Origin of the sequence: Bifidobacterium sp. B4142, from assembly GCF_026537325.1 — a bacterium.
In the GTDB taxonomy this organism is placed as follows: Bacteria; Actinomycetota; Actinomycetes; order Actinomycetales; family Bifidobacteriaceae; genus Bombiscardovia.
Genome location: NZ_JAFNMJ010000001.1, coordinates 291281 through 316160, shown reverse-complemented (window position 1 = coordinate 316160; position 24880 = coordinate 291281). Strand labels below are relative to the sequence as shown.

Annotated in this window: 22 protein-coding genes, 3 tRNA genes and 1 pseudogene; 5 read left to right on the top strand and 21 right to left on the bottom strand. The window is 61.0% G+C overall.

The genetic code is table 11. The features are described from left to right. Positions 1–100 precede the first annotated feature (100 nt). Positions 101–1432 carry an O-acetylhomoserine aminocarboxypropyltransferase/cysteine synthase family protein gene (locus J3U06_RS01310; protein ID WP_267444090.1) on the top strand — a complete coding sequence of 444 codons (1332 nt, stop codon included), beginning with the start codon at positions 101–103 and terminating at the stop codon, positions 1430–1432. A 160-nt stretch (positions 1433–1592) separates the two neighbouring features. Here the strand turns inward: J3U06_RS01310 and rpmG are convergent, their stop codons facing one another. The 13 genes from rpmG to J3U06_RS01245 all read right to left on the bottom strand — a co-directional run bounded on the left by rpmG (position 1593) and on the right by J3U06_RS01245 (position 11821). Beyond that, entirely contained in the window at positions 1593–1760 is a 168-nt protein-coding gene (gene rpmG, locus J3U06_RS01305; protein WP_015022386.1) for a 50S ribosomal protein L33, read from the bottom strand. Positions 1761–1806: 46 nt separating this feature from the next. Continuing rightward, positions 1807–1880, bottom strand: a tRNA-Met gene (locus J3U06_RS01300). Between the two features lie 4 nt (positions 1881–1884). Then, positions 1885–1956, bottom strand: a tRNA-Thr gene (locus tag J3U06_RS01295). A 1-nt stretch (position 1957) separates the two neighbouring features. After that, positions 1958–2039 (bottom strand) — tRNA-Tyr (locus tag J3U06_RS01290). A gap of 116 nt (positions 2040–2155) precedes the next feature. After that, positions 2156–3151 (bottom strand): class 1b ribonucleoside-diphosphate reductase subunit beta, encoded by a 996-nt coding sequence (nrdF, locus tag J3U06_RS01285; RefSeq protein WP_220236288.1) that lies wholly within the window; start codon positions 3149–3151, stop codon positions 2156–2158. A 169-nt stretch (positions 3152–3320) separates the two neighbouring features. Beyond that, complete coding sequence (gene nrdE, locus J3U06_RS01280; protein ID WP_267444089.1) at positions 3321–5516, bottom strand: class 1b ribonucleoside-diphosphate reductase subunit alpha; 2196 nt, start codon at positions 5514–5516, stop codon at positions 3321–3323. 51 nt (positions 5517–5567) lie between these two features. Beyond that, positions 5568–6065, bottom strand: a complete 498-nt coding sequence (gene nrdI / locus J3U06_RS01275; RefSeq protein WP_015022389.1) for a class Ib ribonucleoside-diphosphate reductase assembly flavoprotein NrdI — start codon at positions 6063–6065, stop codon at positions 5568–5570. 175 nt (positions 6066–6240) lie between these two features. After that, positions 6241–7236, bottom strand: coding sequence for a class 1b ribonucleoside-diphosphate reductase subunit beta (gene nrdF / locus J3U06_RS01270; protein WP_229132307.1), 996 nt, complete (start codon positions 7234–7236; stop codon positions 6241–6243). Positions 7237–7301: 65 nt separating this feature from the next. Further along, a complete protein-coding gene (gene nrdI, locus J3U06_RS01265) occupies positions 7302–7790 on the bottom strand; it encodes a class Ib ribonucleoside-diphosphate reductase assembly flavoprotein NrdI (protein ID WP_267444088.1) in 489 nt (162 codons plus the stop codon). Positions 7791–7968: 178 nt separating this feature from the next. Further along, positions 7969–9069 (bottom strand): histidinol-phosphate transaminase, encoded by a 1101-nt coding sequence (locus J3U06_RS01260; RefSeq protein ID WP_267444087.1) that lies wholly within the window; start codon positions 9067–9069, stop codon positions 7969–7971. 119 nt (positions 9070–9188) lie between these two features. After that, positions 9189–9482 (bottom strand): co-chaperone GroES, encoded by a 294-nt coding sequence (groES, locus tag J3U06_RS01255; protein ID WP_015022393.1) that lies wholly within the window; start codon positions 9480–9482, stop codon positions 9189–9191. A 178-nt stretch (positions 9483–9660) separates the two neighbouring features. After that, positions 9661–11091: a hypothetical protein gene (locus tag J3U06_RS01250; protein ID WP_267444086.1), complete on the bottom strand. Its 1431-nt coding sequence runs from the start codon at positions 11089–11091 to the stop codon at positions 9661–9663. Positions 11092–11167: 76 nt separating this feature from the next. After that, entirely contained in the window at positions 11168–11821 is a 654-nt protein-coding gene (locus J3U06_RS01245; RefSeq protein WP_267444085.1) for a GNAT family N-acetyltransferase, read from the bottom strand. A gap of 80 nt (positions 11822–11901) precedes the next feature. On the opposite strand from J3U06_RS01245, the gene J3U06_RS01240 reads away from it, so the two are divergent. The 4 genes and pseudogenes from J3U06_RS01240 to J3U06_RS01230 all read left to right on the top strand — a co-directional run bounded on the left by J3U06_RS01240 (position 11902) and on the right by J3U06_RS01230 (position 14403). Further along, positions 11902–12579 carry a 5-formyltetrahydrofolate cyclo-ligase gene (locus J3U06_RS01240; RefSeq protein ID WP_267444084.1) on the top strand — a complete coding sequence of 226 codons (678 nt, stop codon included), beginning with the start codon at positions 11902–11904 and terminating at the stop codon, positions 12577–12579. A 101-nt stretch (positions 12580–12680) separates the two neighbouring features. Then, positions 12681–12893: an FmdB family zinc ribbon protein gene (locus tag J3U06_RS01235; RefSeq protein WP_024626815.1), complete on the top strand. Its 213-nt coding sequence runs from the start codon at positions 12681–12683 to the stop codon at positions 12891–12893. A 72-nt stretch (positions 12894–12965) separates the two neighbouring features. Then, positions 12966–13304 (top strand): annotated as a pseudogene (locus tag J3U06_RS09355) (SAF domain-containing protein); the annotation flags it as partial. A 688-nt stretch (positions 13305–13992) separates the two neighbouring features. Beyond that, positions 13993–14403 (top strand): MscL family protein, encoded by a 411-nt coding sequence (locus tag J3U06_RS01230; protein ID WP_416378925.1) that lies wholly within the window; start codon positions 13993–13995, stop codon positions 14401–14403. Positions 14404–14412: 9 nt separating this feature from the next. Here the strand turns inward: J3U06_RS01230 and J3U06_RS01225 are convergent, their stop codons facing one another. From J3U06_RS01225 to J3U06_RS01190, 8 genes are all read right to left on the bottom strand, one after another. After that, positions 14413–14658, bottom strand: coding sequence for a hypothetical protein (locus J3U06_RS01225; protein WP_267399371.1), 246 nt, complete (start codon positions 14656–14658; stop codon positions 14413–14415). Then, positions 14658–18365: a helicase gene (locus J3U06_RS01220; RefSeq protein WP_267444082.1), complete on the bottom strand. Its 3708-nt coding sequence runs from the start codon at positions 18363–18365 to the stop codon at positions 14658–14660. The genes J3U06_RS01225 and J3U06_RS01220 overlap by 1 nt, the downstream gene beginning before the upstream one ends. Positions 18366–18373: 8 nt before the next feature. Continuing rightward, positions 18374–19939 (bottom strand): FHA domain-containing protein, encoded by a 1566-nt coding sequence (locus J3U06_RS01215; protein WP_267444081.1) that lies wholly within the window; start codon positions 19937–19939, stop codon positions 18374–18376. Positions 19940–20323: 384 nt separating this feature from the next. Beyond that, positions 20324–20704, bottom strand: a complete 381-nt coding sequence (rplL, locus tag J3U06_RS01210) for a 50S ribosomal protein L7/L12 (protein WP_015022403.1) — start codon at positions 20702–20704, stop codon at positions 20324–20326. Between the two features lie 99 nt (positions 20705–20803). Then, complete coding sequence (gene rplJ, locus J3U06_RS01205; RefSeq protein WP_220236301.1) at positions 20804–21325, bottom strand: 50S ribosomal protein L10; 522 nt, start codon at positions 21323–21325, stop codon at positions 20804–20806. 377 nt (positions 21326–21702) lie between these two features. Further along, positions 21703–22437 (bottom strand): 5'-methylthioadenosine/S-adenosylhomocysteine nucleosidase, encoded by a 735-nt coding sequence (mtnN, locus tag J3U06_RS01200; RefSeq protein WP_220236308.1) that lies wholly within the window; start codon positions 22435–22437, stop codon positions 21703–21705. A 65-nt stretch (positions 22438–22502) separates the two neighbouring features. Beyond that, positions 22503–23642 (bottom strand): 3-deoxy-7-phosphoheptulonate synthase, encoded by a 1140-nt coding sequence (locus tag J3U06_RS01195; protein WP_416378924.1) that lies wholly within the window; start codon positions 23640–23642, stop codon positions 22503–22505. 74 nt (positions 23643–23716) lie between these two features. Beyond that, positions 23717–24862, bottom strand: a complete 1146-nt coding sequence (locus J3U06_RS01190) for a 3-deoxy-7-phosphoheptulonate synthase (RefSeq protein ID WP_267444079.1) — start codon at positions 24860–24862, stop codon at positions 23717–23719. Positions 24863–24880 lie beyond the last annotated feature (18 nt).

The following is a 24880-nucleotide window of genomic DNA, read 5'->3' as shown; positions in this document are numbered from 1 at the left end:
AACACCTATGAGCGGAGCCTTGCCCGAGACCCTGAAAGAAGATTCGATGGTGGGCTAGCGAAGGATTCACGACCGGACATAAGCAGAGGAAGACACCCACATGAGCAAAGGATTTGCAACAAAAGCCGTCCATGACGGCTATGACTGTCAAAGCCAGGGCGGAGGCGCGGCCAGCGTCCCCATCTACCAGTCGGCCGCCTTTGACATGGTCACCGCCGACCGAGGAGACGCCCTGGCCGCCGGCGAGATACAAGGGTTCTCTTACTCACGCCTAGCCAACCCCACGGTCAAGGTCCTGGAGGACCGCCTGTCCAGCCTGGAGGGGGGAAAGGGGGCCGTGGCCATGGCCTCGGGGATGGCCGCTGTATCGTCAGCCCTCATGTGTGCCGCCGAGGGCGGCGGGAGACTAATTTCCCCGGTCGATCTTTACGGAACCTCGGTGGATGCCATGAAGACCTTCTTCCCCAACTTCGGCATCGAAACGGATTTCGTGGATGACATTAACGACCTTGATGCCGTGGAATCCCTGATCCAGGACAACACCAGGGCCATCTTCGCCGAATCCGTGGCCAATCCGTCCACGGCCATAGCTGACATCCCCGGCCTTGCCGACCTGGCCCATCGGCATGGGCTGGCCCTAATCATCGACAATACGGTGCCCACGCCCTACCTGCTCAACCCGATCGACTTCGGTGCCGACATCGTCGTCCATTCGACCACCAAGGGGATCAGCGGCCATGGCAACTCTCTGGGCGGGGTCATCGTGGACGCAGGACGGTTCGACTGGGGCAACGGCCGCTTCCCACAGATGAGCCAGCCCGAACTGATCATCAGCGACGAGCGGCACGGGTCCATGGTCAGCTTTCTGGATGCCTTCGGCAAGATGGCCTTTCTCCGCAGGGTCCATACCAAGTACCTGCACACCTTCGGAGCGGTCATGAGCCCCTTCACCGCCTACCTGCAGCTGACCGGCCTTGAGACCCTGGCCCAGCGGGTCGCCACCGAGGTGAAGACGGCGACAATTCTGGCCCGCCACCTGCTGACCATTCCCCAGGTGGAGCAGGTCAACTATTCGGGCATTCCCGGGGGTCGGCACCAGGGCGATACGGACCAGCAAGACCATCTGGCATCAACCTTGCTGCCCAAGGGCGTCGGCTCGATCCTGTCTTTCAAAGTCCAGGGAGGCTACGAGCAGGTCAAGCGCATTGTGGACTCGGTGCATCTCATGAGCTACATGCCTAACATCGGCGACTGTCGCACCCTGATTGTGGACCCGGCCAGGATCACCCACAGGGAGGTTCCAGAGCCCTACCGCCTCAGCGCCGGTGTGGGCGACGACCTGATTCGAATCTCCGTAGGCCTGGAGAACCCGGACGACCTGATCGCCGATCTGGATCAGGCATTTGCGACCGCCTACCAGGGCACTCTCTAAGGCTGAGTCCCCTACATCACCAAACCCGTTCTGCTCCCAGCAGTATCTTCAGATAATGCGGAGTAGGCATATAGGCAGATTTGCATAAAGAAGAACCTGTGTATAAAAAAGAACCCAGCCAAATGGTCGGGTTCTGATGAAGCCAAAGGACGGGAAGAACTCAGCGGGTCTCCCGGTGCAGGGTATGCTTGCCGCAACGGGGGCAGAACTTCTTGAGCTCCAGACGGTCAGGAGTGTTACGACGGTTCTTGGTCGTAATGTAATTACGCTCCTTGCACACGGTGCACGCCAGCGTAATGCCAGGACGGATATCTGCGGCTTTTGCCATGGTTCACCTCTATAGTCGTTGCACGACCGACGTATGTCGGCCACAGTAGCGAGGAAGAGACTCGAACTCTTGACCTTACGATTATGAGTCGTACGCTCTAGCCAGCTGAGCTACCCCGCCAGAGAGCCTCGGGTGAGAATCGGACTCACGACCTCTTCCTTACCAAGGAAGTGCTCTGCCACTGAGCTACCGAGGCGTGGCGGATAGAGGATTCGAACCTCTGAAGCATTACGCGGCTGATTTACAGTCAGCTCCCTTTGACCGCTTGGGAAATCCGCCATGCCGCACTAGAACCGGAGCTCCGTACGGCAACTTGCCTATAATGACATGTTTTTCCATTTTCCGCAAGTCACGCTCCAACGTCGTGTCTTCCACGTCAGAGCGGGACGGACGGGTCAGAAATCCCAGTCGTCGTCGTCCGTCTCCACGGCCTTGCCCATGACGTAGGAGGAGCCCGAGCCGGAGAAGAAATCGTGGTTCTCGTCGGCGTTGGGGCTCAGCGATGCGATGATGGCCGGATTCACGTCGGTGGTGTCCGAGGGGAAGAGGGCCGGATAACCCAGGTTCATCAGCGCCTTGTTGCCGTTGTAACGCAGGAACTTGGTGACATCCTCCACCAGGCCCACCCCTGAGTACAGGCTCTCGGTGTATTCCACCTCGTTGTCGTACAGGTCACCCAGGAGCTCGTAGGTGTAGTCGCTCATGGCCTGACGCTCGGAGTCGGAGACCCTGGCCAGCCCCTTCTGGTACTTGTAGCCGATGTAGTAGCCATGCACGGCCTCGTCACGGATGATCAGGCGGATCAGATCGGCTGTGTTGGTCAGCTTGGCATGGCTGGAGAAGTACATGGGCAGGTAGAAGCCCGAGTAGAAGAGGAAGGACTCCAGCAGGGTGGAGGCCACCTTGCGCTTCAGGGGGTTGTCGCCCTCGTAGTAGTCCAGAACGATCTGGGCCTTGCGCTGGAGGAACTCATTGTGTTCGCTCCACTCGAAGGCAGCGTCGATCTGAGGGGTGGAAGCCAGTGTGGAGAAGATGGAGGAGTAGGACTTGGCATGGACCGACTCCATGAAGGCGATATTGGTGTAAACAGCCTCCTCATGGGGGGTCAGCGCATCCGGAATCAGGCTGACGGCGCCCACGGTCCCCTGGATGGTGTCCAGAAGGGTCAGCCCGGTGAAGACCCGCATGGTCAGGGTGTGCTCCTCCTCGCTCATGGCCTGCCAGGAGGGCAGGTCATTGCTGACGGGAACTTTCTCGGGCAGCCAGAAGTTGCCAGTCAGACGGTCCCAGACCTCAAGGTCCTTCTCGTCCTCCAGACGGTTCCAGTTGATGGCGGAGACCCGGTCAATCAGCTTCAGCGGCTGCCGGGGAATGGAAATGGGTGGGACCATGGTTGATTGCTCCTTGTTGGATAAGTGTTCGACAGTGCGACGCGGATCACGACAGGACCGTCAGTCTACCGCATGGACGGACCCGGCCTGTGGATGTGGATACCAAAGGGCCGGCGCCGCCCTCAAAGACGGCACCGACCTGGGATTGCATATGCCTAGGGCAGATGCCTTAGAGCATGCAGCTGACGCAGCCCTCGACCTCGGTGCCCTCCAGCGCCTGCTGGCGGATTCTGATGTAGTAGAGGGTCTTGATCCCCTTGCGCCAGGCGTAGATCTGAGCCTTGTTCAGGTCGCGGGTGGTGGCCGTGTCAGGGAAGAAGAGGGTCAGCGAGAGCCCCTGATCCACATGCTGGGTGGCCTCGGCGTAGGTGTCCACGATCTTCTTCCAGCCGATCTCGTAGGCATCCTCGAAGTAGTCCAGGTTCTCGTTGGTCATGTAGGGAGCCGGGTAGTAGACGCGTCCGATCTTGCCCTCCTTGCGGATCTCGATCTTGGAGGCAATCGGGTGGATGGAGCTGGTGGAGTGGTTGATGTAGGAGATGGACCCGGTCGGAGGAACGGCCTGGAGGTTCTGGTTGTAGATGCCGTCCTTGAGGATGGCCGCCTGAAGCTCCTTCCAGTCCTCAACCGTGGGGATGTGGACCTGGTACTGGTCGAAGAGGTCCTTGATCCGCTGGGTCCTGGGCTCCAGGGAACGGCTGCCCTCGGTGTACTTGTCGAAGTAGTTCCCCTGGCCTGCCGGCTTGGCGTAGTCGGACTTGGCGAAGGAGGCGAAGGCCTTCCCCCGCTCCACGGCCAGGGCATGGGAGGCCCTGTAGGCGTGGTAGGCCACGGTCATGAAGTACATGTCCGTGAAGTCCAGCCCGTCCTCGGACCCGTAGTGGATGCCCTCGCGGGCCAGGAAGCCATGGAGGTTCATCTGACCCAGGCCGATGGCATGGCCCTCATCGTTGCCCCGCTTGATGGAGGGGACGGCCTCGATGTTGGTGTGGTCGGAGACGGAGGTCAGTGCCCGCACCGAGGTTTCGACCGTGTCAGCCAGGCCGCCGTCCATGGCCTTGGCGATGTTCAGGGACCCCAGGTTGCATGAGATGTCGCGGCCGATATGCTCATAGTCCAGGTTCTCGGAGTAGGTGCTGGGCTCCTGGACCTGCAGGATCTCCGAGCAGAGGTTGGACATGGTGATTCGCCCGTCGATGGGGTTGGCCTTGTTGACCGTGTCCTCGAAGAGAATGTAGGGGTAACCGGACTCGAACTGGATCTCGGCCAGGGTCATGAAGAAGTCACGGGCGTCAATGTACTTCTTGTGGATCCGCTTGTCCTTGACCATCTCCTCGTAGTGCTCGGTGATGGAGATGTCAGCAAAGGGCTTGCCATAGACCCGCTCCACGTCGTAGGGCGAGAAGAGAGCCATGGGCTCCTTGCGCTTGGCCAGCTCGAAGGTGATGTCGGGGATGACCACGCCCAGGGCCAAGGACTTGATGCGGATCTTCTCATCCGCGTTCTCCCGCTTGGTATCCAAGAAGCGCATGATGTCGGGGTGGTGGGCCGACAGGTAGACGGCGCCGGCACCCTGGCGGGCACCCAGCTGGTTGGCATAGGAGAAGGAGTCCTCCAGGAGCTTCATGACCGGGACCACGCCGCTGGACTGGTTCTCGATGTGCTTGATGGGTGCACCCATCTCGCGCAGGTTGCTAAGCAGCAGGGCCACGCCGCCGCCCCTCTTGGACAGCTGCAGGGCGGCGTTGACGCCGCGGGAGATGGACTCCATGTTGTCCTCGATGCGCACCAGGAAGCAGGAGACCGGCTCACCGCGCTGGGCCTTGCCCAGATTCAGGAAGGTGGGGGTGGCGGGCTGGAAGCGGCCGGAGATGATCTCATCCGTGTACTTCATGGCGGCCTGCTCGTCCCCGTCGGCCAGCTCCAGGGCCACGGCCACGCAGCGCTGGGGGAAGTCCTCCAGGTAGCGCTTGCCGTCGAAGGTCTTCAGCGCATAGGAGGTGTAGAACTTGAAGGCCCCCAGGAAGGTTTCGAATTCGAAGCCGCTCTCGGCTGCATGCTGATAGATCTTGTCCAGAAACTCCGGTGTGTAACGATCAAAAACCTTCCGGTCATAGTACTCGTGATCCAGGAGGTAGGCAATCCTCTCAGCCGTGGAGGGGAAGGTCATGGTGTTGGGCCGCACGTGCTGGTCCATGTACTGGCGCTCGGCCTCGTGGTCCTTGTCGAACTGAATCCTGCCGTCCTTGTCGTACAGGTTCAGCATGGCGTTCAGGGCATGGTAGTCGTGAGCCGGATCGAAGGTCTCCTCATCCTCGGATGCGGTCCTATCCAGGGCCAGGGACGTGTCCTCGTTTGCTCCCATCGGGTGTCCTTTCATGAGTATTGCGGTGATAGTGCGTGTAATGAAATTGGCTCAGGACTCGGGGTGGTTGCGGAAGAAATCCACAACCCCACGGCGGACCTTCTCCTGATCCTCCTTGGTGCCCATGAGCTCGAAATAGTAGAGGAAGGGTACATTGCACTTGCGGGAGATGATGTCCCCCGCCATGCAAAAGGCCTCCCCAAAGTTGGTGTTGCCCGAGGCGATGACCCCACGAATCCCGGCCCGGTTGGCCGGGTCGTTCAGAAAGCGCTTGATTTGCGGCATGACCGCCTTCTTGGCTGATCCGCCCCCATAGGTGGGAACGATCAGGATGTAGGGCTGCCGGATGTTGAGCGGCGGATCCTTGGGTCTCAGAGGGATACGGAAGACGTCAATCCCCTCGTCATCCAAATGGCAGTTGGCAATGAACCGGGCGGTGTTGCGCGAGGCCGACGAGAAGTAGACCACGGCCCCCAGGCGCTGACCCTGGGCGGCGAACTCGGGAGCACTGAGCTCCGAATCAGTTCCGGCGGTCTGCTGTTGCTCCATGCTTCCTCCTGATCAGGCCATCCAGAGCCTGTCTTGACGATGATGCCCGCCCTGAGGACGGACCGATCAGAACCCGCCCAGCGCGAGCCTGAACTACTATATGTGCTGTTGATATCGGAAACGGTGAGCATATCTAGGGTTTTCTGTGCCCAATATCACACCGATTCCAACTCGCCTAGAAGTCCCAGTCGTCGTCGTCCGTGGACTCGGAGTGCCCCATGACGTAGGAAGAGCCCGAACCCGAGAAGAAATCATGGTTCTCGTTGGCCGATGGCGATAGGGCCGCCAGGATCTCCGAACTGACATCGGTCTGGTCGGCTGCGAACCGGGCCGGATAGCCCAGGTTCATCAGCGCCTTGTTGGCATTGTAGCGAACGAAGGCGAAGACATCATCGACGAAGGGGAAGCCGTCATATATCTGCCCGGAGTAGACCATCTCCAGATCGTAGAGCTTGTCCAGCAAATCGTTGGTGAACTTCTCCAGCATGGCCTGGTCGGCCTGGGTCCTCTCCTCCAGACCCCGCTGATACTTGTAGCCCGAGTAATAGCCATGGATAGCCTTGTCGCGCAGGATCAGCCGGATCATATCAGCCGTGTTCATCAGCTTGGCATGGCTGGAGAAGTAGAGGGGCAGATAGAAGCCTGCGTAGAGCATGAGGGATGAGAGCATGGTGGAGGCCACCTTGCGCTTCAGGGGATCCTCGCTGACGTACTCGTGCAGGACCGTGTGGACGCGCTCCTGGAGGACGTCGTTGGCTACAGCCCAGCGGTAGGCCTTGTCGATCTCCTCACTGGAGCAGAGGGTGGAGAAGACCGAGGAGTAGGACCGGGCGTGGACCGACTGCATGAAGGCGATGTTGGTATAGATGGCCTGCTCCTGCTCGGTGCGGGCGTGATCGATCTGCACCAGCTCGCCGATGGTGGCCTGGGTGGTGTCCAGCATGGTCAATCCGGTGAAGACGCGGACGGTGGTCTGACGCTCATGATCGGTCAGGGTATTCCAGGATGGGATGTCATTGGACAGCGGCACCTTTTCGGGCAGCCAGAAGTTGGAGACCAAGCGGTTCCAGACCTCCAGATCCTTCTCGTCGGTGATGTTGTTCCAGTTGACCGGACGAATCCTGGCCTCAGGGGTGACACGGTACTGGGGCGGGGTGATGGACTTGCGCATCATCTCGTCGTCGGCATAGATACCGGCCTCTGACTTGGTGCTCTCTTTGGTGCTTTCCTGCTGGCTCATGACAAAACCGCCTTTCGTGAATCAGCCGACTGCTGCTGGAGCTGCACTCCCATTCCGGCCAAAATGGCTCTGACCGCCTGAACATCCTCCGAGGTGCCCAGCAGCTCGAAACGATAGAGCTCAGGAACACCGCACCGGCGGGCTATCAACGGGCCGGCCGCGCAATAGGCGCTGCCAAAATTCCGGTTACCCGAGGTGACGACCCCGCGGATCAGTCCGCGGTTGACTGGATTGTTCAGGAAGTGGATGACCTGCTTGGGCACGGCCCCCTTGGCTGACCCACCGCCGTAGGTGGGCACCAGCAGAAGGTAGGGCGCATCCATAACGGGCATGGGCTGGCGCCGCTCGTAGAGGGGGATGCGGATGGGCTCCTCCACGCCCAGCCGCTGCACAAAGCGGTGGGTGTTGTTGGAGACGCTGGAGAAATACACCAGCCTGGAGGCACCATCGGGAGGATCGTGCCGATCCATATCTGCTGAAGACATAGGGACTGCTGCTCCTTGGTAAACACTATATATTGGATTGACTTGGCCAGCCAACCACAATATATAGGTTTATCCAAGACGACACAAGTTCACAGAAGCAAAACCACCTCCGCTGTGAGATTCCATACAAGGACGGAGACGGCAAGCATTTGCCTTTACAGTCGCACCATGGCGACCGTCAGTCAGAGATTGGGCCCTGAGGCAGACCCTGTCGCCGCAGGTCGGCGCAAACCTCCAGGACCCGGTCATTGGCCTCCCTCTCCCCCACGGTGATGCGGATGCCCTCACCAGGGAAGGTTCTGACCGACAGGCCTGCATCGCGGAAACGCTGATCAGCCTGCGTGGAGGCCTGGCCCAGAGGCAGCCAGTAGTAGTTGGCTCGGGGTTGGGGGATGTTCCACCCCTGCTCTTGCAAACCAGCCAGGATTCTGGCCCGTTCCTGCTTGAGTGCCTGGACCCGTTCGGCCAGGCGGTCCTGTGCGTCCAGGCTGGCCATTGCCGCCGTCTGGGCCACATCGGAGACGCCGAAGGGCAGGGCCACCTTGTTCATGCCGGCAATGATCGGCTCGGCAGCCACGGCGTATCCAATCCGCAGCCCCGCCAGTCCGTAGGCCTTGGAGAAGGTCCGGGCCACTATCACATTGGGATGCTCGCGCATGAGTGACAATCCGTCGGCGCGGTCAGGGTCGTCATTGAACTGTATATAGGCCTCGTCAAAGAGCACCGGCAGGTCGGCGGGCAGGGCCTGCAGCAGACGTTCGGCCTGGTCGCGGTCGACGTTGGTCGCGGTCGGATTGTTGGGATTGTTGACGATGACCAGTCTGGTGTGGTCGTTGACCGCGGCGATCATGGCATCGGTGTCATGCCGCCCCTCTTTATCCAAGGGCACGGGCACCCCTGTGGCTCCAGCCGAGGTGACGATGATGGGATAGGCCTCGAAACTGCGCCAGGGATAGACCACCTGGTCGCCATGGCCGGCCACCAGGTCAACCAGCTGGGTAATGACCTCAGTGGACCCGCATCCCAGCTGGATGCATGCGGGATCCACCCCGTGCAGCTGGGCCAGCCGCTCTACCAGACGGGTGCCACGCATATCCGGATAACGGTTCAGATGGCCCAAGGCCTGTTCGGAGACGGTCTGAACCACGCCCGGCAGGGGCGGATAGGGGTTCTCGTTGCTGGAGATCTTGTAGCTGGTCAACCCGGGAACGGCTGGTGCCGGGCTGCCCTGCCGGTATCCGGGAAGGGAATCAATGCTGGCGCGATGACGATAGTACATGGGCACCATGCTAGTGGCCGCCGTATGCTCCTGCGGTGTCTGTTCCGCTGCACGGTCCTCCCGAGACGCGAATGGCCCCCGGTCCTTGCGCAGGACCAGGGGCCACTATCACCGCCTCTTTACTTGAGGATGGCCAGAACGTCGCGTGCGGACACGATCAGGTAGTCCTCGCCGCCGTAGTTGACCTCGGTGCCGCCGTACTTGGAGTACAGAACCTTGTCGCCAACCTTGACATCCATGGGGATGCGCTCGCCCTTGTCGTCACGACGGCCGGGGCCTGCCGCCAGCACCTCGCCCTGCTGGGGCTTCTCCTTGGCGGTATCGGGGATGACCAGCCCGGAAGCGGTCTTAGTCTCCGCCTCAGCCTGCTTGATGACGATCTTGTCTTCCAACGGTGTGAGTGAAATCGACACTGTGGACCTCCTACATCTTGTGAGAACAGCCAATGAACCCACGCCGGAACGTCGATGAGAGGCTGACGAACACTCACCACGCATTCCTTTGCGCTACAAGTCATAGTAGCGCGAAATTAGCACTCTGCCAACTTGAGTGCTAACGCTGGTGGTGAAAGAATGATCGCGGATTGGTCCCTCAGGACTTGTCTGCCGGACGACGCCGAGCCAATATGGCCTCCACGCCGATGGACAGGGAGTCCTCGCTGCGGTCGGGCACCTCGACCTGAGCCTGCATCTCCCTCTTGTGAAAGTCGTCGGGCTGCCCATCGGCCTTCTTCTTTTCGGGGGGACGGGCCACGGAGACCTGCCGGGTGGACTTGATCTCCAGGCTGTGAGGACCCTCGTCTTCGTTATTCTTGCCGCCCTTGTCTGATCCCTCACCACGGGCTGAACCCAGGGAGAAGGAGATCAGATCCTGGCCCGCCGCCATGCCGAAGGCGTCCAAGGCCGGAGAGGGATTGATGCGCTTGAGTTCATTGGTGGCATCGTCCTGAGCCTTTGCCGAGGACGATGATCCCCCGGATGTGGAGGACTGAGTCGACGAAGCTGGGCGCTCTTTGCCGGCAGACGCAGAGGCCGATCCAGACTTGCCCGACTGAGTAGCGACGGATTGCACGGATGCCGACTGCGGAGAGGCGGCGGACTTGTCCACTGACGACTTGGGCACCGCCGGCTTGGAGGCAGCCTTTTGGGCCCTCGAAGATTTGGTAGTTGCCGGTTTCGAAGCCTCCGGTCGAGAAGCCGCTTGTTTGGCTGGGGTCCGTTCAGAGGCTTTCTTGGCGGCGGACGGCTTGTTCGACGTATGTGCGGTCTGTGCAGCAGTCTTTTCGCTCGACTTGGCGGACCCGGCTGAACTCTTGGCCTTGCTGCTACTGACTGCAGACTTTGCAGGCTTGGACGAATTGTGCTGCCTGGCTTTGAGGGCTGCCTGCTGATCAGCCTTGGCCTGGGCCAGTGTTTGACGAATCTCACCCTGATCAAGCACATCCGTGGCAGTTTCCGTGCCGCCTCCATTCTTGGCCTGCCCAGGTTTGCTAGGAGTCCTGCTCTTAGTCAGAATGGCTGCCTGCTGACGACGCTGCCGGGCACGCCGCTGAGCTAAATTGCGCTCCCAGGCCCGGGCCTGGGCCGAAGCATGCGCGCCAGCGACCAACACCACCACCACCAGCGCCAAGGGAATCAGAGTAAACCATGGGCTGTAGTCCATAAGGAAGGAGCAACCAGCCACCAGCAGGGTGACGACCAAGAGAGCAAGGACCAGGATGCGACGACGACGTATGGCCGCGCGGCGCAACTGTCTGATCTGCTTGATGCGCTGGGCTTGACTGCGCCGGTTGCCATCCTGCTGCCCTTGCTGCATGACCAACCCTTTCACCGTCCTCGACTGCCTGTCGCAGAACCTCATGCCGTCTTCCCGACCCACCATATGCAGGGAGGCGGAAAGCCTGTCCTGGCGATGCTCCGAGGCCCGCTTCATGCCCTTGACGGTGCGAAACGGCAACCAACCCAGCACCAGAATCACTGCAATCACCAAAACCACGATGCTGCTGAGTGATTCATAAACCATAGGTACTACGTTAGTTGACGGTATGCCCCAAGCGGCAAGTCAAACCCAGCGTGTCGACCATGTCCGTCCCAGGGGCTCATAAACGAGCCAGCAAATCCGGATCGAATTGGTCGCTGATCCAGGCAAAGGTCAGGTGATCCCGCCACTGTCCGTTGACATACATGTAACTGCGGCGCAGCCCCTCCGGCTCCATGCCCAGCTTCTGGACTACGCGCAGGGATCGTTCGTTTTCAGGCAGAATCGCCACCTCAAGCCGGTGCAGATGGGGTCCCCTCCTGTCTCTGAATGCCCAGTCAGCCAGAATGGCCAGAGCCAGGGGTGCGAACCCATGACCAATCCAGTCCTGATCCACCCAGTAGCCCGCTGTCGCTGTGCGCATGGATCCGTAGCGGATGGCGCCCAGGGAAATCTGCCCCACGATGCTCTGATGAAACTCCATCAGAAAGACCGCGGAAGTCCCCTCCTGCCGGGCACGTTCCAGCTCCTGCATCCACTGGGCATAGGTCATGTCAGGTCCGTGGCGGGGATCCCCTGACTCCCATGGGGCCAGCCAATCGCGATTCCTCCATCGGACCGCGTTCCAGGCTGCTTGGTCGCCCTCGCGGATGGGCCTCAGTAGGAAGTCCCCATGACCCGGGGGCGCAGTCAGACCGTCAGGCAAATCCAGGGCATGGTCCGAACGGGCTCGGGAACCCTGCCAGACCTGGCGGAAGGTATGCAGAACCGACATGACTCCATGTTCTCACCGAACGTCAGCTGAGGCAGACATGCGTCCACCAGGGAGAACCCCCTGCTGGTAGAACTGAGGACATGAACGAACAGGAACGCATCGATAGGGACAAGCAGGATCGACGCAGCCGGCTGCTTGAAGCCCGACGACGTATCGACCCGGCCCAGTGCCTGGACGCAGGACGCAAGCTTGCCGATCTGCTGGCAGGCCAGGTACTTGCCAGGATCGGACGCTCCCGAGGCGGCCAAAGCCTGACCGTAGCTGCTTTCGCCTCCATTCGCGGGGAGATAGCCATGGATCCCAGCCTGGACCTGCTACTGGGCCGGGGCGACCAGGTGCTCATCCCCATGCTGGGAACAGGCACCCAGGTAGGTTGGGGTCGACTGCAATCAAGGCAGGATCTGGATGACATGAAGCGGATTCCAGGTTGGCGGCCCGACGAACCCGATATGCCTGCCCTACCGGCACAGGTCTTGGGTAAGGCCGATCTGATTCTGGTGCCAGCGCTGGCCATTGACCATGCCGGCATTCGTCTGGGTCGGGGCGGCGGCTGGTATGACCGCGCCCTAGGCCTGCGTGCCGAACAGGCCCCAGTGGTGGGCATCTGCTGGCCCGGCGAATTCGTGGAAGCCCCCCTGCCCCATCTCGACCATGATCTCCCCGTGGATGCAGTCCTGACGCCTGAAGGTTTCACGCCCACAGCCACAGGTCTGTCACGAAAGCCCGGCACAGGCCATAATGGTGATGGACAAGGCTGACGAGAGGCCCGGTACCGATTCTTCTGGTCGAAGCCACCACTAGGATATTGGGTGTTGAACCAATCGTCGCGCGAACCGACCATCAGCGGAGGGAAAGAACGGTGCCCACCTATCATTATCGCTGCAAGAACTGCGGATACGACTTCACCAAGGAGCAGTCCTTCAACGACGAACCCATCACCATCTGCCCCAAGTGCGGGCAACAGCAGGTCCGTAAGATCTTCTCCGCAGTGCCCATCGAGTTCAAGGGCCATGGCTTCTACCGGACCGATGGAGCCTCATCCTCCTCTTCGAGCTCCACAAGCAGCAAGTAGACCAAGAGGCACATTCGACCACATCGACCATGCAGACCCTGACGTCGGCCAAGCTTCTGGCAGGCTGGGGGCATGGTCGATTTTTCCATTTTCAGCAACAAGGGTAAGCCTTCAGCGGCAACCGGATCCCTGACCCGCCGACGACGACTTTTTCGGCTGAGGCGCCTGGGAACCGCCCTGGCATTGGGGCTGGCAGTTTTCTGCACCTTGCAGATCCTGATCCAGGCCCAGGGCCGCCTGTCTATACTGGTCGCCGCACGACCCATTGCACGAGGATCAGCCATCGAACCTGCCTTGGTTGAAACGCGGATCATGCATGGCAGGGAAGGTCTGCCCGGCCTGATCTCTTCGTTTGCACAAGTTCGCGGACGGCGGCTGATGATCAGCGTCCATTCGGGGCAACCGCTGACCACGGCCATGATCAGTAGTAGACCGGCACAGCCACCCGGAACGACCCCGGTGACGGTCCGCCTTGCCGACGATCCGGGCAACCTGCAGGCTGGCGACCAGGTGAGTTTGCTGGCTTCAGGGAACTGCCCAGCCGCCGCCAGCCCGCATCCCGCCCAAGACCGACCAGGTTCTGATAGGACGCCGGGGCTTCCCCATAGCCAGCAAGCCAGCGACCTGCAGACGCCGACTTCCGGACAAACTTCAGGCAGCGGAAACTGCATGATAGCCGAGAAAGCTCTGGCGCTACAACCGGCGCAGACAATCCCCAGGGATCGATCCGACCTGGAAGGACGGGAGGGCGACCAAGTCCGGCAAGCATCCCAGGCCGTCTTCGCCCTGAACGCTGGTCAGGCTCTGCTCTTGTTGTCGCTGGATCCATCCACCCCCGTCATCGCCATCCGCCCCGACAGCACTCCCACATCAACACTCTCTAATCATGTCGGAAAACCGAAACCATTCTGGGCCCGCGATAATGGAGGAAGAAGCAGGCATGGGTGTTCCATGCCTGACATCAGCTACGGAAGGATGCAGGATGGCCTCGATCAATCAGGTGGCGGCCAAGGATACCGCCGAAGCAGTCCACAAAATCTCACAGATCAGCAACAAGGGCGTGCTGGGCGAGTTCAAGCAGTTCATCTCGCGCGGATCCATGGTGGATATGGCCGTGGGCGTGGTCATGGGTTCGGCGGTGACCAGCGTGGTCAACGCCATCGTCAACAATCTGATCAGCCCGCTGATCGCCATGATCTTCGGCAAACCGGACCTGTCGGGACTCCTGACCATCAGCTACCGGAACGCCACTATTTCCTTTGGCGCCATTTTGACGGCTCTGCTCAACTTCCTCTTAATCGCCATCGCCGTCTACTTCTGCATCATCATGCCCATCAACAAGCTACGGCAACTGAGCCGGGCGGCCTCGGACATCAAGGACCAGCCCAATGCACCCAGCCCGCAAGACCAGAGCCTGCAGTTGCTTCGCCAGATCGCCGACGATATCCACCGGTCAACAGGTACAGACAGGCAACAGGATGGAACCGAACTGCCCAAGGGTCAGGATTAGGATCAGCGGTCAGTCGCCGCGCTCATTGGGGAAGAGCCCCCAATGCGGAGGCAGCTCGCCCAGGATCCTCCGGTCATCCCCGTCAAGACGATCCTGCGCGCAGACCCGGTCCTGAGGATCTTCCTCGGTGCCATCAACATCGAACCGTTCCCTGCCTGGGCGAACCACCCGGTGATGCCGACGCGGGCGCGAAGTTGCAGGCTCACTGGGCTCACCGGTCTGCTTCCCGCGTTCTGGCTGATCATCCTTCGCCATTAACGCGCCTGCTGGTAGATATCGGCAAGGCGAGCGACGATCCTGTCGGCTTCTTTGTCAGGGTTGACAAAGGCCGAAACGCTCCAGACGGTCATAACCGACCATCCGAGATACTGCAGGTCCTCGGTGGTGAAACGGTGTCGTTCCCGGGTGGACTGGGTATGCATGAACTCGGCGTCGTCTGTCAGCACCGCCAAAGCATAGGGCTTGTTCTTGAGCCCGACCACCAGCGGAATTCTGGGCGCCTGGTCGTACCCGTAATCCAGGGCTACATCCAGTCCCCGGGTCCGCAGCCGCTGGGCCAGATCCCGGAAGAGCACATTGGTGGACTGCTCGGCCTGCTCAGGTCGGACCGGTTCCGCATCAGGGTGCTCAGCCCAGGTCAGCAGATCCTTGAGCAGACGCGGCCCGGGCTGGTGAAGGCGGTCGTCCTCCAGATCCTCGGCGGAAAATGCCGCGACGATGTCCAGATTCCGATCCGGCAGAACAAGAGCATCCAGCAGCATGCCCTTGCCCCCTTCGCCTTCCAGATCGCCGAACTGCTGCAGGAGACGACCGTGGGTGGTTTTGGCAAAGCCCAGAGTGAGGATTACATCCGTGGCTCGAGCACCACAAACCTCGTCAATGCCGACGATGCGTACATGCCGCAGGAACTTGGCAAAAACCCTGTCCTTGGCTGCTGCCGATTTGAGTTCGGCACCTAGCCGGGAACGATGGGTTGCCGACAGGGTGACCACAGTCAGCAGATAACTGTTCGGCACCAGGGAGAAGGATCCTGCCCTGCGCTTGAGCATGTCGACAACGGCAGCGACCTCCTGTTGACTGGACTCGACCAGACCGGTGGCCATGACTGGGACGCCAGCGCCCTCCACCCTGGTCAGGGTAACCCTGCCAGGTTCCCGACAATCGGGGACAGGTGCCGACAGATCCCCATAGCCGTGATCCTTCAGGAAGGCGCCTAACCGAGTCGAGCGGCGTGAGGGGCGGGCTTTGACGGTGACCGGGACCAGATGGTCGATCAATTGCAGAAGGCCATCCGAAGTGATGGTAGGCCGGTGGGCGATGACCGCCACCTGCCGTGCCCGAGCCAGCACAGTCAGCACCTGGATGGAAGGCATATGGGCCCCGGCATCGATGATGACCGTGTCGGCCAGCTGTGTCGGATTGGTCCTCGTTGCCAACGTGGCCGGAGTCGCGATGATGATGGGCTTGGCCGCCGACAGTATGCCAGGGTGGGCCTGTTGGAAGACCGCAAGGGAGGCACCGAGGTTGCCGGCCAGCATAGTGTGCAGCTGATTGGCCTCCTGGGTGCGCGAAAAGAGCAGCTCAGACAGACGCTTTTCGCTCTCTTGGGCAACCATGGGCCCTACGCTGGCCACATGCTGGGCATCCACCTGGCTGAAACGGTCGGCTGCGTTGGACAGGGCGGAACCATCCTGGTTGGAGATGATCTGCGAGGAGCGCATGATGTCATCGAAGACCGTGGTCCACCAGGCCAGTTGCAGCTCGGCCCGTACCGCCTTGCCTTCAACCTGACGGTTGCGCAGGTCCTGGACCAGGTCCTGCAGCCCTGCCTCGCTGAATTCACCCTCCAAAGCGCAGCGCTCGGGCAAGGTATCCAAGGCTGTATGGTCGTCAAAGAGCGCCTTGAGCCGCTCCTCCACCTTGTTGAAGTCCATGGTCTCCAGATCGCCGCCTGCCGGAGTCGAATCCAAGACGGTGTCCAGAGCTGTCATGTCGCGGATCAGGGATTCCTGCGTGTCGATGATGACGTCCAGTTTGGGCGGTAGGACCGGCCAGCCACCGTGAGGGACGAAGGTCCGCCACTGCTCGGCCTGCTTGGAGACCACCACCAGCGACTCATGCAGATCCTCGACCTGGGCACCGGGCCTGAGCAGGCTCTTGGCCTCCTTGACCAGACGTCTACGTTCCCAGAATCCCAGATTGGTGCCATTGGCCTTGCGATCGGCCTTGGACTTGGTGGCCTCGATCATGGCGGGGATGTCACGCTCGAAGATGGAGGGCTGGAAGACATCCAGGACCCGGCGCAGGTTCTTGAGGACCACCACCTGCCGCCCCCAATCCTTGACGGTGGCCGGCACAGGGAATCCGCAGGTCTCTACAGTGGATTTGACCTGCTCACGGGTGTCCGGCAGAAGCCGCTGCAGAAGACGAACCACGCGGGAGTAAGCGTCCACAGCCTCGTTCTCGCTGACCAGGGTGGCGCCGTACCAGGGGGTGTCCTGGGGACCGATGACGAATTCGCCCAGCTCGGCAGCCCTCTCCAGCTTGTCCGCCCACGTATCCAGCTCGGGCTGCAGGTTGTGGGCCGTGGCCGCGCCCAGACGGACACGGGTGGCAGGATGCGTAGGCATATTGGCAATGTTGGCCAGATTCTGAATGGTCTGGTAGGCCGAAACCCCCCAACTGGAATCCACCCCATGCAAATCGCCCAGGTAGCGGGTCAGTCGGGAGCGGACACCCACAAGCTCGTCAGCCACCTGATCAAAATGCTCGCTGGACTTGCCGGGTTTGAACCCCACTGCATCGATCAGTCGTTGGTCCAGGATCCTGCCCAGTTGGTCGTCGGTCAGATCAAGGGCCATGTCAGCCATCCCAGCGGCATCCAAACGATGCTGGAAACGCCGCTTCTCCTCCACCACGCAGGGCACATAGAGCACGGTCCTGCCGGCGGTGACGCAGCGCGAGGCGATGGCCAGGGCATCATCGGCGCTGTGACGGCCGGTCTGCTCATCCACAAGCACGCTGTGCCCGGTCGCCACCAGCTGGGCGGCATAACGGACCCGGTTGTCCACATCTCCAGCCTCAAACTCGCTGTGAGGGTCAGCATCGAAGGGGCTGTAGTCGGGCACTGGTCCGCCCTTGAGCCGCTCGGAGGCTGCCTGGTCGCCAGCTAGGGCATCGAGCAAATCGTTGCCGGTGGATCCAGCGGTCATCCGGTCCAGAATCCGCAGGCTCTCGCCCAACAGCTGTGCCGATGGCTCAATAAAGCACCCCAGAACGATTTTCCGCCCAATGGTGAAGTCGCTGATATGCGGCGTGATCAGGGCCGTCATGTCCTTGAAAAGCGACGAGGTTTCAGGTGTGCCGCCCTGATAATGGGAGGCGGAAAACAGACGATCCGGATCCAGGGTGATGCCCCGCTCGCGCATGGCCGAGATCAAAGCAGGATTAAGATCCACCTTGCCTGTGAATCTGATAGAGGCCCTGGATGCCCCCTGTGTGCTCTCATCGATGCGCACGGGATAGAGCAGTACGGGCATGTCGCGCCCCTGCCAGGCAGCCACCCCCACCACCATGGAGAGCTGGGCGAAACCGCTGGCACGCTCCTTGGCAGCCTGATCATCCAGAACCCGCTCCATACGACGGTGAGCCGCACGCAGCATGCCGCGATCCCGGAAAAGCGCATCCAGATGAACCTGGCCGCTGGCGAAAAGCTGGGCAATCCCGGAAGGATGCGCGTGCGTCAGATCCATCTGCGCGGCCAGCTGCGACACATTCTCCAAGGGAGTCAGTCCCACCTGGTTCTGATAGTCCTGGCGCCATCCCCGGATTCGCTCCAGGGGAGTCAACGGAGCCTTGACCTCTTCTGCCGCACGCTCGGAGGAGGACCCAGCCGCTGATGCCTGTGCATCAGCCCGTTTGTCCTCTTCCGATCCACCGGTGCTCATTACCGTCTCGCTCATCCGTCCACTCACTTCCGCACGGCGTTCAGATATTCGTGATACCCGTCATTGTTACGCAGGGCCGCGTCGATGTCCTGGTCGCCCTGAGCCTCCAACCAGGCGTACAGATCATCATAGAGGGCCGGATTCATCGCCAGGAAGGGCAGCAACTGGCGATGCTTGGCCATGGCGAACTGCAGGGCGAAATCCCCGGTGCGTTTGGCATCATCGGAGCTCATCCCATCCACCTCGATGGCCTCCTGACCACGGTCATAGTCACCCTTGGAAACCCGCTCAAAAACGGATCCAGGCTCGAAAGCAGGCTGATACCGCTGGTCATCATCCGGCTGATCCGCTGGCTGAGGACGTCGATCCTGATCTGACTCCTTCTTGGAAAGGCGGGCCAGCTCTACGGCCCCCAGTGGAGTGAATCCCTGGCCCGTGTCCGCTTCGCTCACCCGGCCTTGCCGAGATTGACCATCTGCATAACCCCTGCGGCCGGAAACTGCGCGATCATCACGATGACGGCGATCATCGCGAGCATCCTGGTCATAGCGATCCTGATCGGGGGCCGATTCAGCGGAACGGGAACGACGAGCATCAGCGAAAAGATCGCGATCGACCGGCTGGCTATCCTCCTCCCGAGTACCGACCAAGGGAAGACTCTGCTCGGATTCGCGTTCCTGCCATGGCAGAGGCTGGCGAGCATCGCCACCACGCCGGCCACCTTCGCGGTCCTCGAATACTCCATCATCCGGCTGGTCGGAATGGGCTCCGCGAGGGTATGATTCCTGGCCCTCAGCCGAACCGACATCGGCCGGTCTCCTGTCGGTCTGGCCATGCTCGGCTGAATCAGCATTGTCAGAATACCGAACTTGCGGGCCTCGGGAATCTGCTGGTTCCGGCCTACCTGAGAAAGTCGACGACGGATTGCCCTCCGAACCGCGAGTGGCTGGGGCATTCCTGGGACGATCTGGTGAAGCGCCGCCGGCCTCTGGGGAAGAATCGGCTGTCTTGGCAGCGCCCAAGGCCATATCGTGAAGGGCAGTGACCCGGTTGCGAACCCCGTCGGCCTTGAAGATGCCAGTGGGCTCGCCGGCGCGCATGTCCAGAATGTCATCGACAGACATTTCAGCCGCATCAGGCTCCACCATGCCCCGGGGCTGTGTGGAGTATGAGAAGAGGTCAGGCACCTGGGGCGAGGGATTGGTCGTATCCTCTTCGGGATTGTTGATGCGCACGAAGTCGACGGGGACATCACCGAACTGGAAGCGAGCCGAGCTGCTGGATAGGGGGAAGGCGGCGTCCACAGGCAGCCTGACCAGGGAGCCGTCTGACTGGATCAGATAGGAGCCGTTGGTGGAACCCATATCGCGCAGGGTGGCCAGACCGTCCTGGTCAACGGAAAAAATGGCATGTCGTTTGGACATGGATTTAGTCTGATCGGGCACCTCCAGACGGCGCCGACCGTCATCGGCCAGCGGACGCAGGGGCTTGCGGCCAATCTCGACGGTCTCGCCAGGCTTGAGCCGGGTCTCTTCCGCCCCATTGAACTTGATTATCCACACCTGCCCCGGTCGCCGATCGTCACTCACGTTTTCGACCTCCCAAATCTGCAGCCGCCTTCACTCGGTACTACCGCCTATTCTGTCATGAAACCCAGAGATAGGATTGATTGCGTGCCGAATTACCTGATAAAGGACACATGAGAGGCTCGCAGGCATAGCGCACCTCTTGGAGCCGTCCGGATCGGGAGTATCTGCAGGTCTGATTGTGGTAAACGGCAGGTGGCTCATTGCCTGCCATGAATCAATTCAGACACTTCGATCCACTCTTGTGCGGATAGCAAACGACTCATAATCGTTTGGTCCAAGGCCGACCCAACAGGCACACCAATCCCCCAGGGTATGGGAAAGCCCCGGGCCGTCGGTGACGACACAGGGCTTTCCAGCATGCAAGGGCTCAGAAAGAGCCGATGACTACTTGAGCTCGACGGTCGCGCCGGCCTCTTCCAGCTGGGCCTTGGCCTTGTCGGCATCCTCCTTCTTGGCACCTTCCAGAACGGTCTTGGGGGCGCCGTCGACCAGAGCCTTGGCGTCGGCCAGGCCCAGGTTGGTGATGGCCTTGACAGCCTTGATGACCTGGATCTTCTTGTCGCCGATGGCGGAGAGCACGACGTCGAACTCGGTCTTCTCCTCCTCGGCCGGAGCAGCAGCACCGGGGGCGGCAGCCGCCACAGCCACAGGGGCGGAGGCCTCGACGTCGAACTCGTCCTCGAACTTCTTGACGAAGTCGGACAGCTCGACCAGAGTCATTTCCTTGAACGCGTCGATGAGCTCGTCAGCGGAGAGCTTGGCCATAATGGCTTCCTTTCATTTGTGGCGACCGGCATTCTGGTAGACCGATCACCGAACATCTTTTTATGCTTACCGTATGAATCCGGGCCAATGGCCGTGGACTCAGGCGGCCTTTTCCTGCTTCTCGCGCAGGGCGTCGAACGTGCGCACGGCCTTGGTAGGCACAGCGACGAACAGGTTGGCGGCCTTGGACATGGTGCCCTTGAGCGCGCCGGCCATCCGGGAGAGCAGAACATCGCGGGATTCCAGATCCGCGATTTTCTCCATGGCATCCGCGTCAGCGACAGCTCCATCAATGAAGCCGCCCTTGACAATCAGTGCCGGGTTGTCCTTGGCGAAATCACGCAACGTCTTGGCGGCATCGACGTAATCACCTTTGACGAAGGTGATGGCGCAGGGGCCGGCAAGCATCTCATCGAGACCCTTGATTCCAGCCTCTTTGGCCGCAATCCGGGCTAGCGTGTTCTTCGCCACGTTGTAGGAAGTATCGCGGCCTAGCTTGTTTCGCAGATCGGCGACCTGCGGAACACTGAGCCCGCGGTACTCGGTGAGGATGATGGCATCGGCGTCACGGAACTTGTCCGTCAGCCTGGCGACAGCCTCTTCCTTTTCGGGCCTTTTCATGGCGTTCCTTCCTAGACAGACCTCTGGAGGGAGCCGGACGACTGAGCATGACAGGCAAATAGAAAGCCCTGCCGACAGGCAGAGCAGAAAACAAGTCGCAAGGACCGATTTGAAACTCAACCTGTGCTGGCTCGATCAACCGAACTTAGGAGACCCAAGGGTCCCGACCAACGGTCTTTGGTATGCAAGGGGCAATAGTACACAGGTCAGCTGCAGCCGTCAAGTTCGCAGGCGCAACGAGCTCGCCTCCAGCCAGATTTGCGGACTGCAGGACCTCAGCAGATTCATGGCACCCAGGCCACGACGGACGCAACCCATCAAATCGCTAGCCCATAGGTGCCAAGCTGCACGGCCGAGGGCTCCTTGCTGACCGGCGTTCAGAGCTCGCGCACGATGCCCAGCACCAGCCTGGCGGCCGTGTCGGCATATTCGGAGATGTCGAACTCCCGGAAGACCTCATAGTCGGTGTCGGCATTGTCGCTCAGAGCGCGAATAACCAGGGCCGGAACCTTGTTGCGGGCCGCCACGTGGCAGACGGCTGCCCCTTCCATCTCGACCGCATCGGCCCTGGTCTGCTCCTTGACCTGGGCGATCTTCTCCGGGCTGTCCACAAAGTAGTTGCCTGTGGCAATGGTACCGACGATATGCTTGATTCCCATGGAGTCCAAGGTCCGGCTTGCCAGATCCAGCAGGTGAGGGTCCGAATGGAACTCCTCGGTGCCGGGGGCCGACTGGGCCACCAATCGCATGTCGGTGTCCAAATAACGCAGGGTGCCTCCAAGGACCACGTCATTGATATGCAGATCCTTGTTCAGGTTGCCGGCAATGCCGGAGAAGATGACGGCCTTGGGATGGAAGGCATCGATCAGATACTGTGTGGTGGCGGCGATGTTGACGGTGCCCATGCCGCCCACGGTGGCGGCCAGCCGAACCGGGCCCTGCGACCCATCAAGAGTGCCGCATATGACTTTCAGCCCGGCATCACTGGCGCGGGGATCCTGATCCGCCTGCTTCAGACCTTGGCCGATCAGGGCCACCTCCTCGTCCATGGCTCCTATGACGACAACCGGCTGTCGATCTTCGCCCTCCTGGGAACCGTCTGTTTCGCACATGCTTGACTCCTTATCTATGATTTCACCCGCGACTGCGGCCCGACCAGCCTACTGCAGGCCATATGTCAACGAGCCGTGCTGCGACGACGGTCCACTGCCTGTGCCAGCTCCTCCAGCAGATCCTGAGTATCGGGCCAGGAGATACAGCGGTCAGTAATCGAACATCCATAAACCAGTTGGTCCAGCGGGGCCGGCTTCTGATTGCCGCCACGTATGAAACTCTCCATCATCAGTCCGGTAAAGCCCTCCTCGCCCTCGCCTATCCGCTGGGCCAACTCATGGACGACCTGGATCTGACGCCGCTCGTCCTTGCCGGAATTCCCGTGGGAGGCATCGATGAGCAGCCCGTGGGCAGCCGCGCTGTCCTTGTGCATGCGCTGGCGAAGCACGGCAAGGGCCGCCCGCACCGAGGCCTGATCGTAGTTGGGGCCGGACTTGGAGCCACGAAGCACCAAATGGCAGTCGGGATTGCCCATGGTAGCGACAGCTGCGGCCTGGCCCTCGTGGTCTATGCCGAAGAAGGTGTGACGTTGAGAGGCCGCGTAGCAGGAGTCAATGGCCACATCCACGCTGCCGTCCGTGGCGTTCTTGAAGCCGATGGGCATAGACATGCCGCTGGCCAGCTGCCGATGGACCTGGCTCTCCGTGTTCCGAGCGCCAATGGCCCCCCAGCTGACCGCATCAGAAATGTACTGGGGCGATGTGGGCTCAAGGAATTCCGTGGCCGCTGGAAGCCCGGCCTCCAGCACACCCAGCAGAATGCGCCGTGCCAGAACCAGACCTTTCTGGATGTTGTGGCTGCCGTCCAGGTCGGGGTCGTTGATCAGGCCCTTCCAGCCGACCGTGGTCCTGGGCTTTTCGAAGTAGACCCGCATGACAATCAGCAGCCGATCCTTCAACCGCTCATTGACGGCCGACAGACGACGGGCATAGTCCAGAGCAGCCTCCGGGTCATGGATGGAACAGGGGCCCACAATGACCAGCAGCCTGTCGTCCCGCCCATGCAGGCAGTCCACGACTTCCTGCCGGGAGCGGATGACCAGATCCTTGGCCGGTCCATCCAAGGGGTATCGGGTCAGCATCTGCGCAGGGGAAGGCAGGCGGTCAAGCTCAAAGACCCGCCTGTTGACGATCCGTCCTACGCCTACCTCGTCCTCCCACCTGGGCAGGTTCCCCGACTGCAGGGGGTTGACACCGGCAGCCAGCGCCTTGTGCACCAGTTCAACCTCGTAGGCCTTGCTGGGTCGGGGCAGGCGCTCCTGTGGCTCATCCATCCCACTCATGCCTTCATCCTTTCCCGACGGGCTTGTACGGCTTCGGCCAGGATCTGCAGCAGCTCCTCGGTCCTGTCCCAGGCAATGCAGGCATCAGTGACGGACCGGCCGAAGACCAGCTGATCCAGTGGGGCCGGCTTCTGGTGACCGCCCTTAAGGAAACTCTCCATCATGATGCCCGACAGGCCCTGCTCGCCCTTGGCGAGACGGTCTGCCAACTCCTCGACCACCTGGGCCTCACGTACGGGGTCCTTGCCGCAGTTGCCATGGGCTGCGTCCACAATCAGACCTCGGCAGGCACCAGGACCCAGCGGCGCCTGATGCATGAACTTCAGGGCGGACCGGACGGATTCCGGATCGTAATTGGGTCCATGACTGGAACCGCGCAGAATAATATGGCAATCAGGGTTGCCCCTGGTCTCGGCAGCGATGACATGGCCATCCAGGTTGATGGACAGGAAGTGATGCTCGGATGCCGCTGCCAAGCAGGAATCGACTGCAGCCTCTACGCTGCCCTCGGTCGAGTTCTTGAAGCCCATGGGCATGGACATGCCGCTGGCCAGCTCTCTATGGACCTGGCTCTCCGTGTTCCGAGCGCCTATGGCCCCCCAGCTGACTTCATCAGAAAGATACTGCGGGGTGATGGGATCCAGCCATTCTGTGGCAGCCGGAATCCCCTGACCCAAGACCTGCCAGAGGATCTGACGGGCCAGGCGAATCCCCTTGCGAATGTTGAACGTTCCATCCAGGTCAGGGTCGTTGATCAGGCCCTTCCAGCCGACCGTGGTCCTGGGCTTTTCGAAGTAGACCCGCATGACGATCAGCAGCCGATCCTTCAACCGCTCATTGACGGCCGACAGACGACGGGCGTACTCCAGAGCAGCCTCCGGATCGTGGATGGAGCAGGGGCCGGCGATGACCAGCAGCCTGTCGTCCCGCCCATGCAATACATCGCGAATGGCCTGGCGGGAGTCCCGAACCAGCTCCATACGCTTCGAATCCAGGGGCCGCGAGCGCAGAAAGACCCTGGGTGCCGGGATGGGATCCAGCTGACGAATGTTGACGTCCACTGTTTCGGGAAAGACGGCCGTATCGGCAAAATACTGCCGCTCCTCTTCCGGGATGATATCCGGTTCCTTGACGAATGCCACGGTCGCTCTCCTCTCTGT

What these genes read in the sequence shown, in the direction of transcription:
- J3U06_RS01225 (WP_267399371.1), bottom strand. Translation starts at nt 14,658, where the DNA reads ATGGCGAAGGATGATCAGCCAGAACGCGGGAAGCAGACCGGTGAGCCC.
- J3U06_RS01250 (WP_267444086.1), bottom strand. Translation starts at nt 11,091, where the DNA reads ATGGTTTATGAATCACTCAGCAGCATCGTGGTTTTGGTGATTGCAGTG.
- nrdI (WP_267444088.1), bottom strand. Translation starts at nt 7,790, where the DNA reads ATGTCTTCAGCAGATATGGATCGGCACGATCCTCCCGATGGTGCCTCC.
- J3U06_RS01260 (WP_267444087.1), bottom strand. Translation starts at nt 9,069, where the DNA reads ATGTACTATCGTCATCGCGCCAGCATTGATTCCCTTCCCGGATACCGG.
- mtnN (WP_220236308.1), bottom strand. Translation starts at nt 22,437, where the DNA reads ATGTGCGAAACAGACGGTTCCCAGGAGGGCGAAGATCGACAGCCGGTT.
- J3U06_RS01230 (WP_416378925.1), top strand. Translation starts at nt 13,993, where the DNA reads ATGGTGGATATGGCCGTGGGCGTGGTCATGGGTTCGGCGGTGACCAGC.
- rplJ (WP_220236301.1), bottom strand. Translation starts at nt 21,325, where the DNA reads ATGAAAAGGCCCGAAAAGGAAGAGGCTGTCGCCAGGCTGACGGACAAG.
- nrdE (WP_267444089.1), bottom strand. Translation starts at nt 5,516, where the DNA reads ATGGGAGCAAACGAGGACACGTCCCTGGCCCTGGATAGGACCGCATCC.
- J3U06_RS01310 (WP_267444090.1), top strand. Translation starts at nt 101, where the DNA reads ATGAGCAAAGGATTTGCAACAAAAGCCGTCCATGACGGCTATGACTGT.
- J3U06_RS01245 (WP_267444085.1), bottom strand. Translation starts at nt 11,821, where the DNA reads ATGTCGGTTCTGCATACCTTCCGCCAGGTCTGGCAGGGTTCCCGAGCC.
- rpmG (WP_015022386.1), bottom strand. Translation starts at nt 1,760, where the DNA reads ATGGCAAAAGCCGCAGATATCCGTCCTGGCATTACGCTGGCGTGCACC.
- rplL (WP_015022403.1), bottom strand. Translation starts at nt 20,704, where the DNA reads ATGGCCAAGCTCTCCGCTGACGAGCTCATCGACGCGTTCAAGGAAATG.
- nrdF (WP_229132307.1), bottom strand. Translation starts at nt 7,236, where the DNA reads ATGCGCAAGTCCATCACCCCGCCCCAGTACCGTGTCACCCCTGAGGCC.
- nrdI (WP_015022389.1), bottom strand. Translation starts at nt 6,065, where the DNA reads ATGGAGCAACAGCAGACCGCCGGAACTGATTCGGAGCTCAGTGCTCCC.
- nrdF (WP_220236288.1), bottom strand. Translation starts at nt 3,151, where the DNA reads ATGGTCCCACCCATTTCCATTCCCCGGCAGCCGCTGAAGCTGATTGAC.
- J3U06_RS01220 (WP_267444082.1), bottom strand. Translation starts at nt 18,365, where the DNA reads ATGAGCGAGACGGTAATGAGCACCGGTGGATCGGAAGAGGACAAACGG.
- J3U06_RS01240 (WP_267444084.1), top strand. Translation starts at nt 11,902, where the DNA reads ATGAACGAACAGGAACGCATCGATAGGGACAAGCAGGATCGACGCAGC.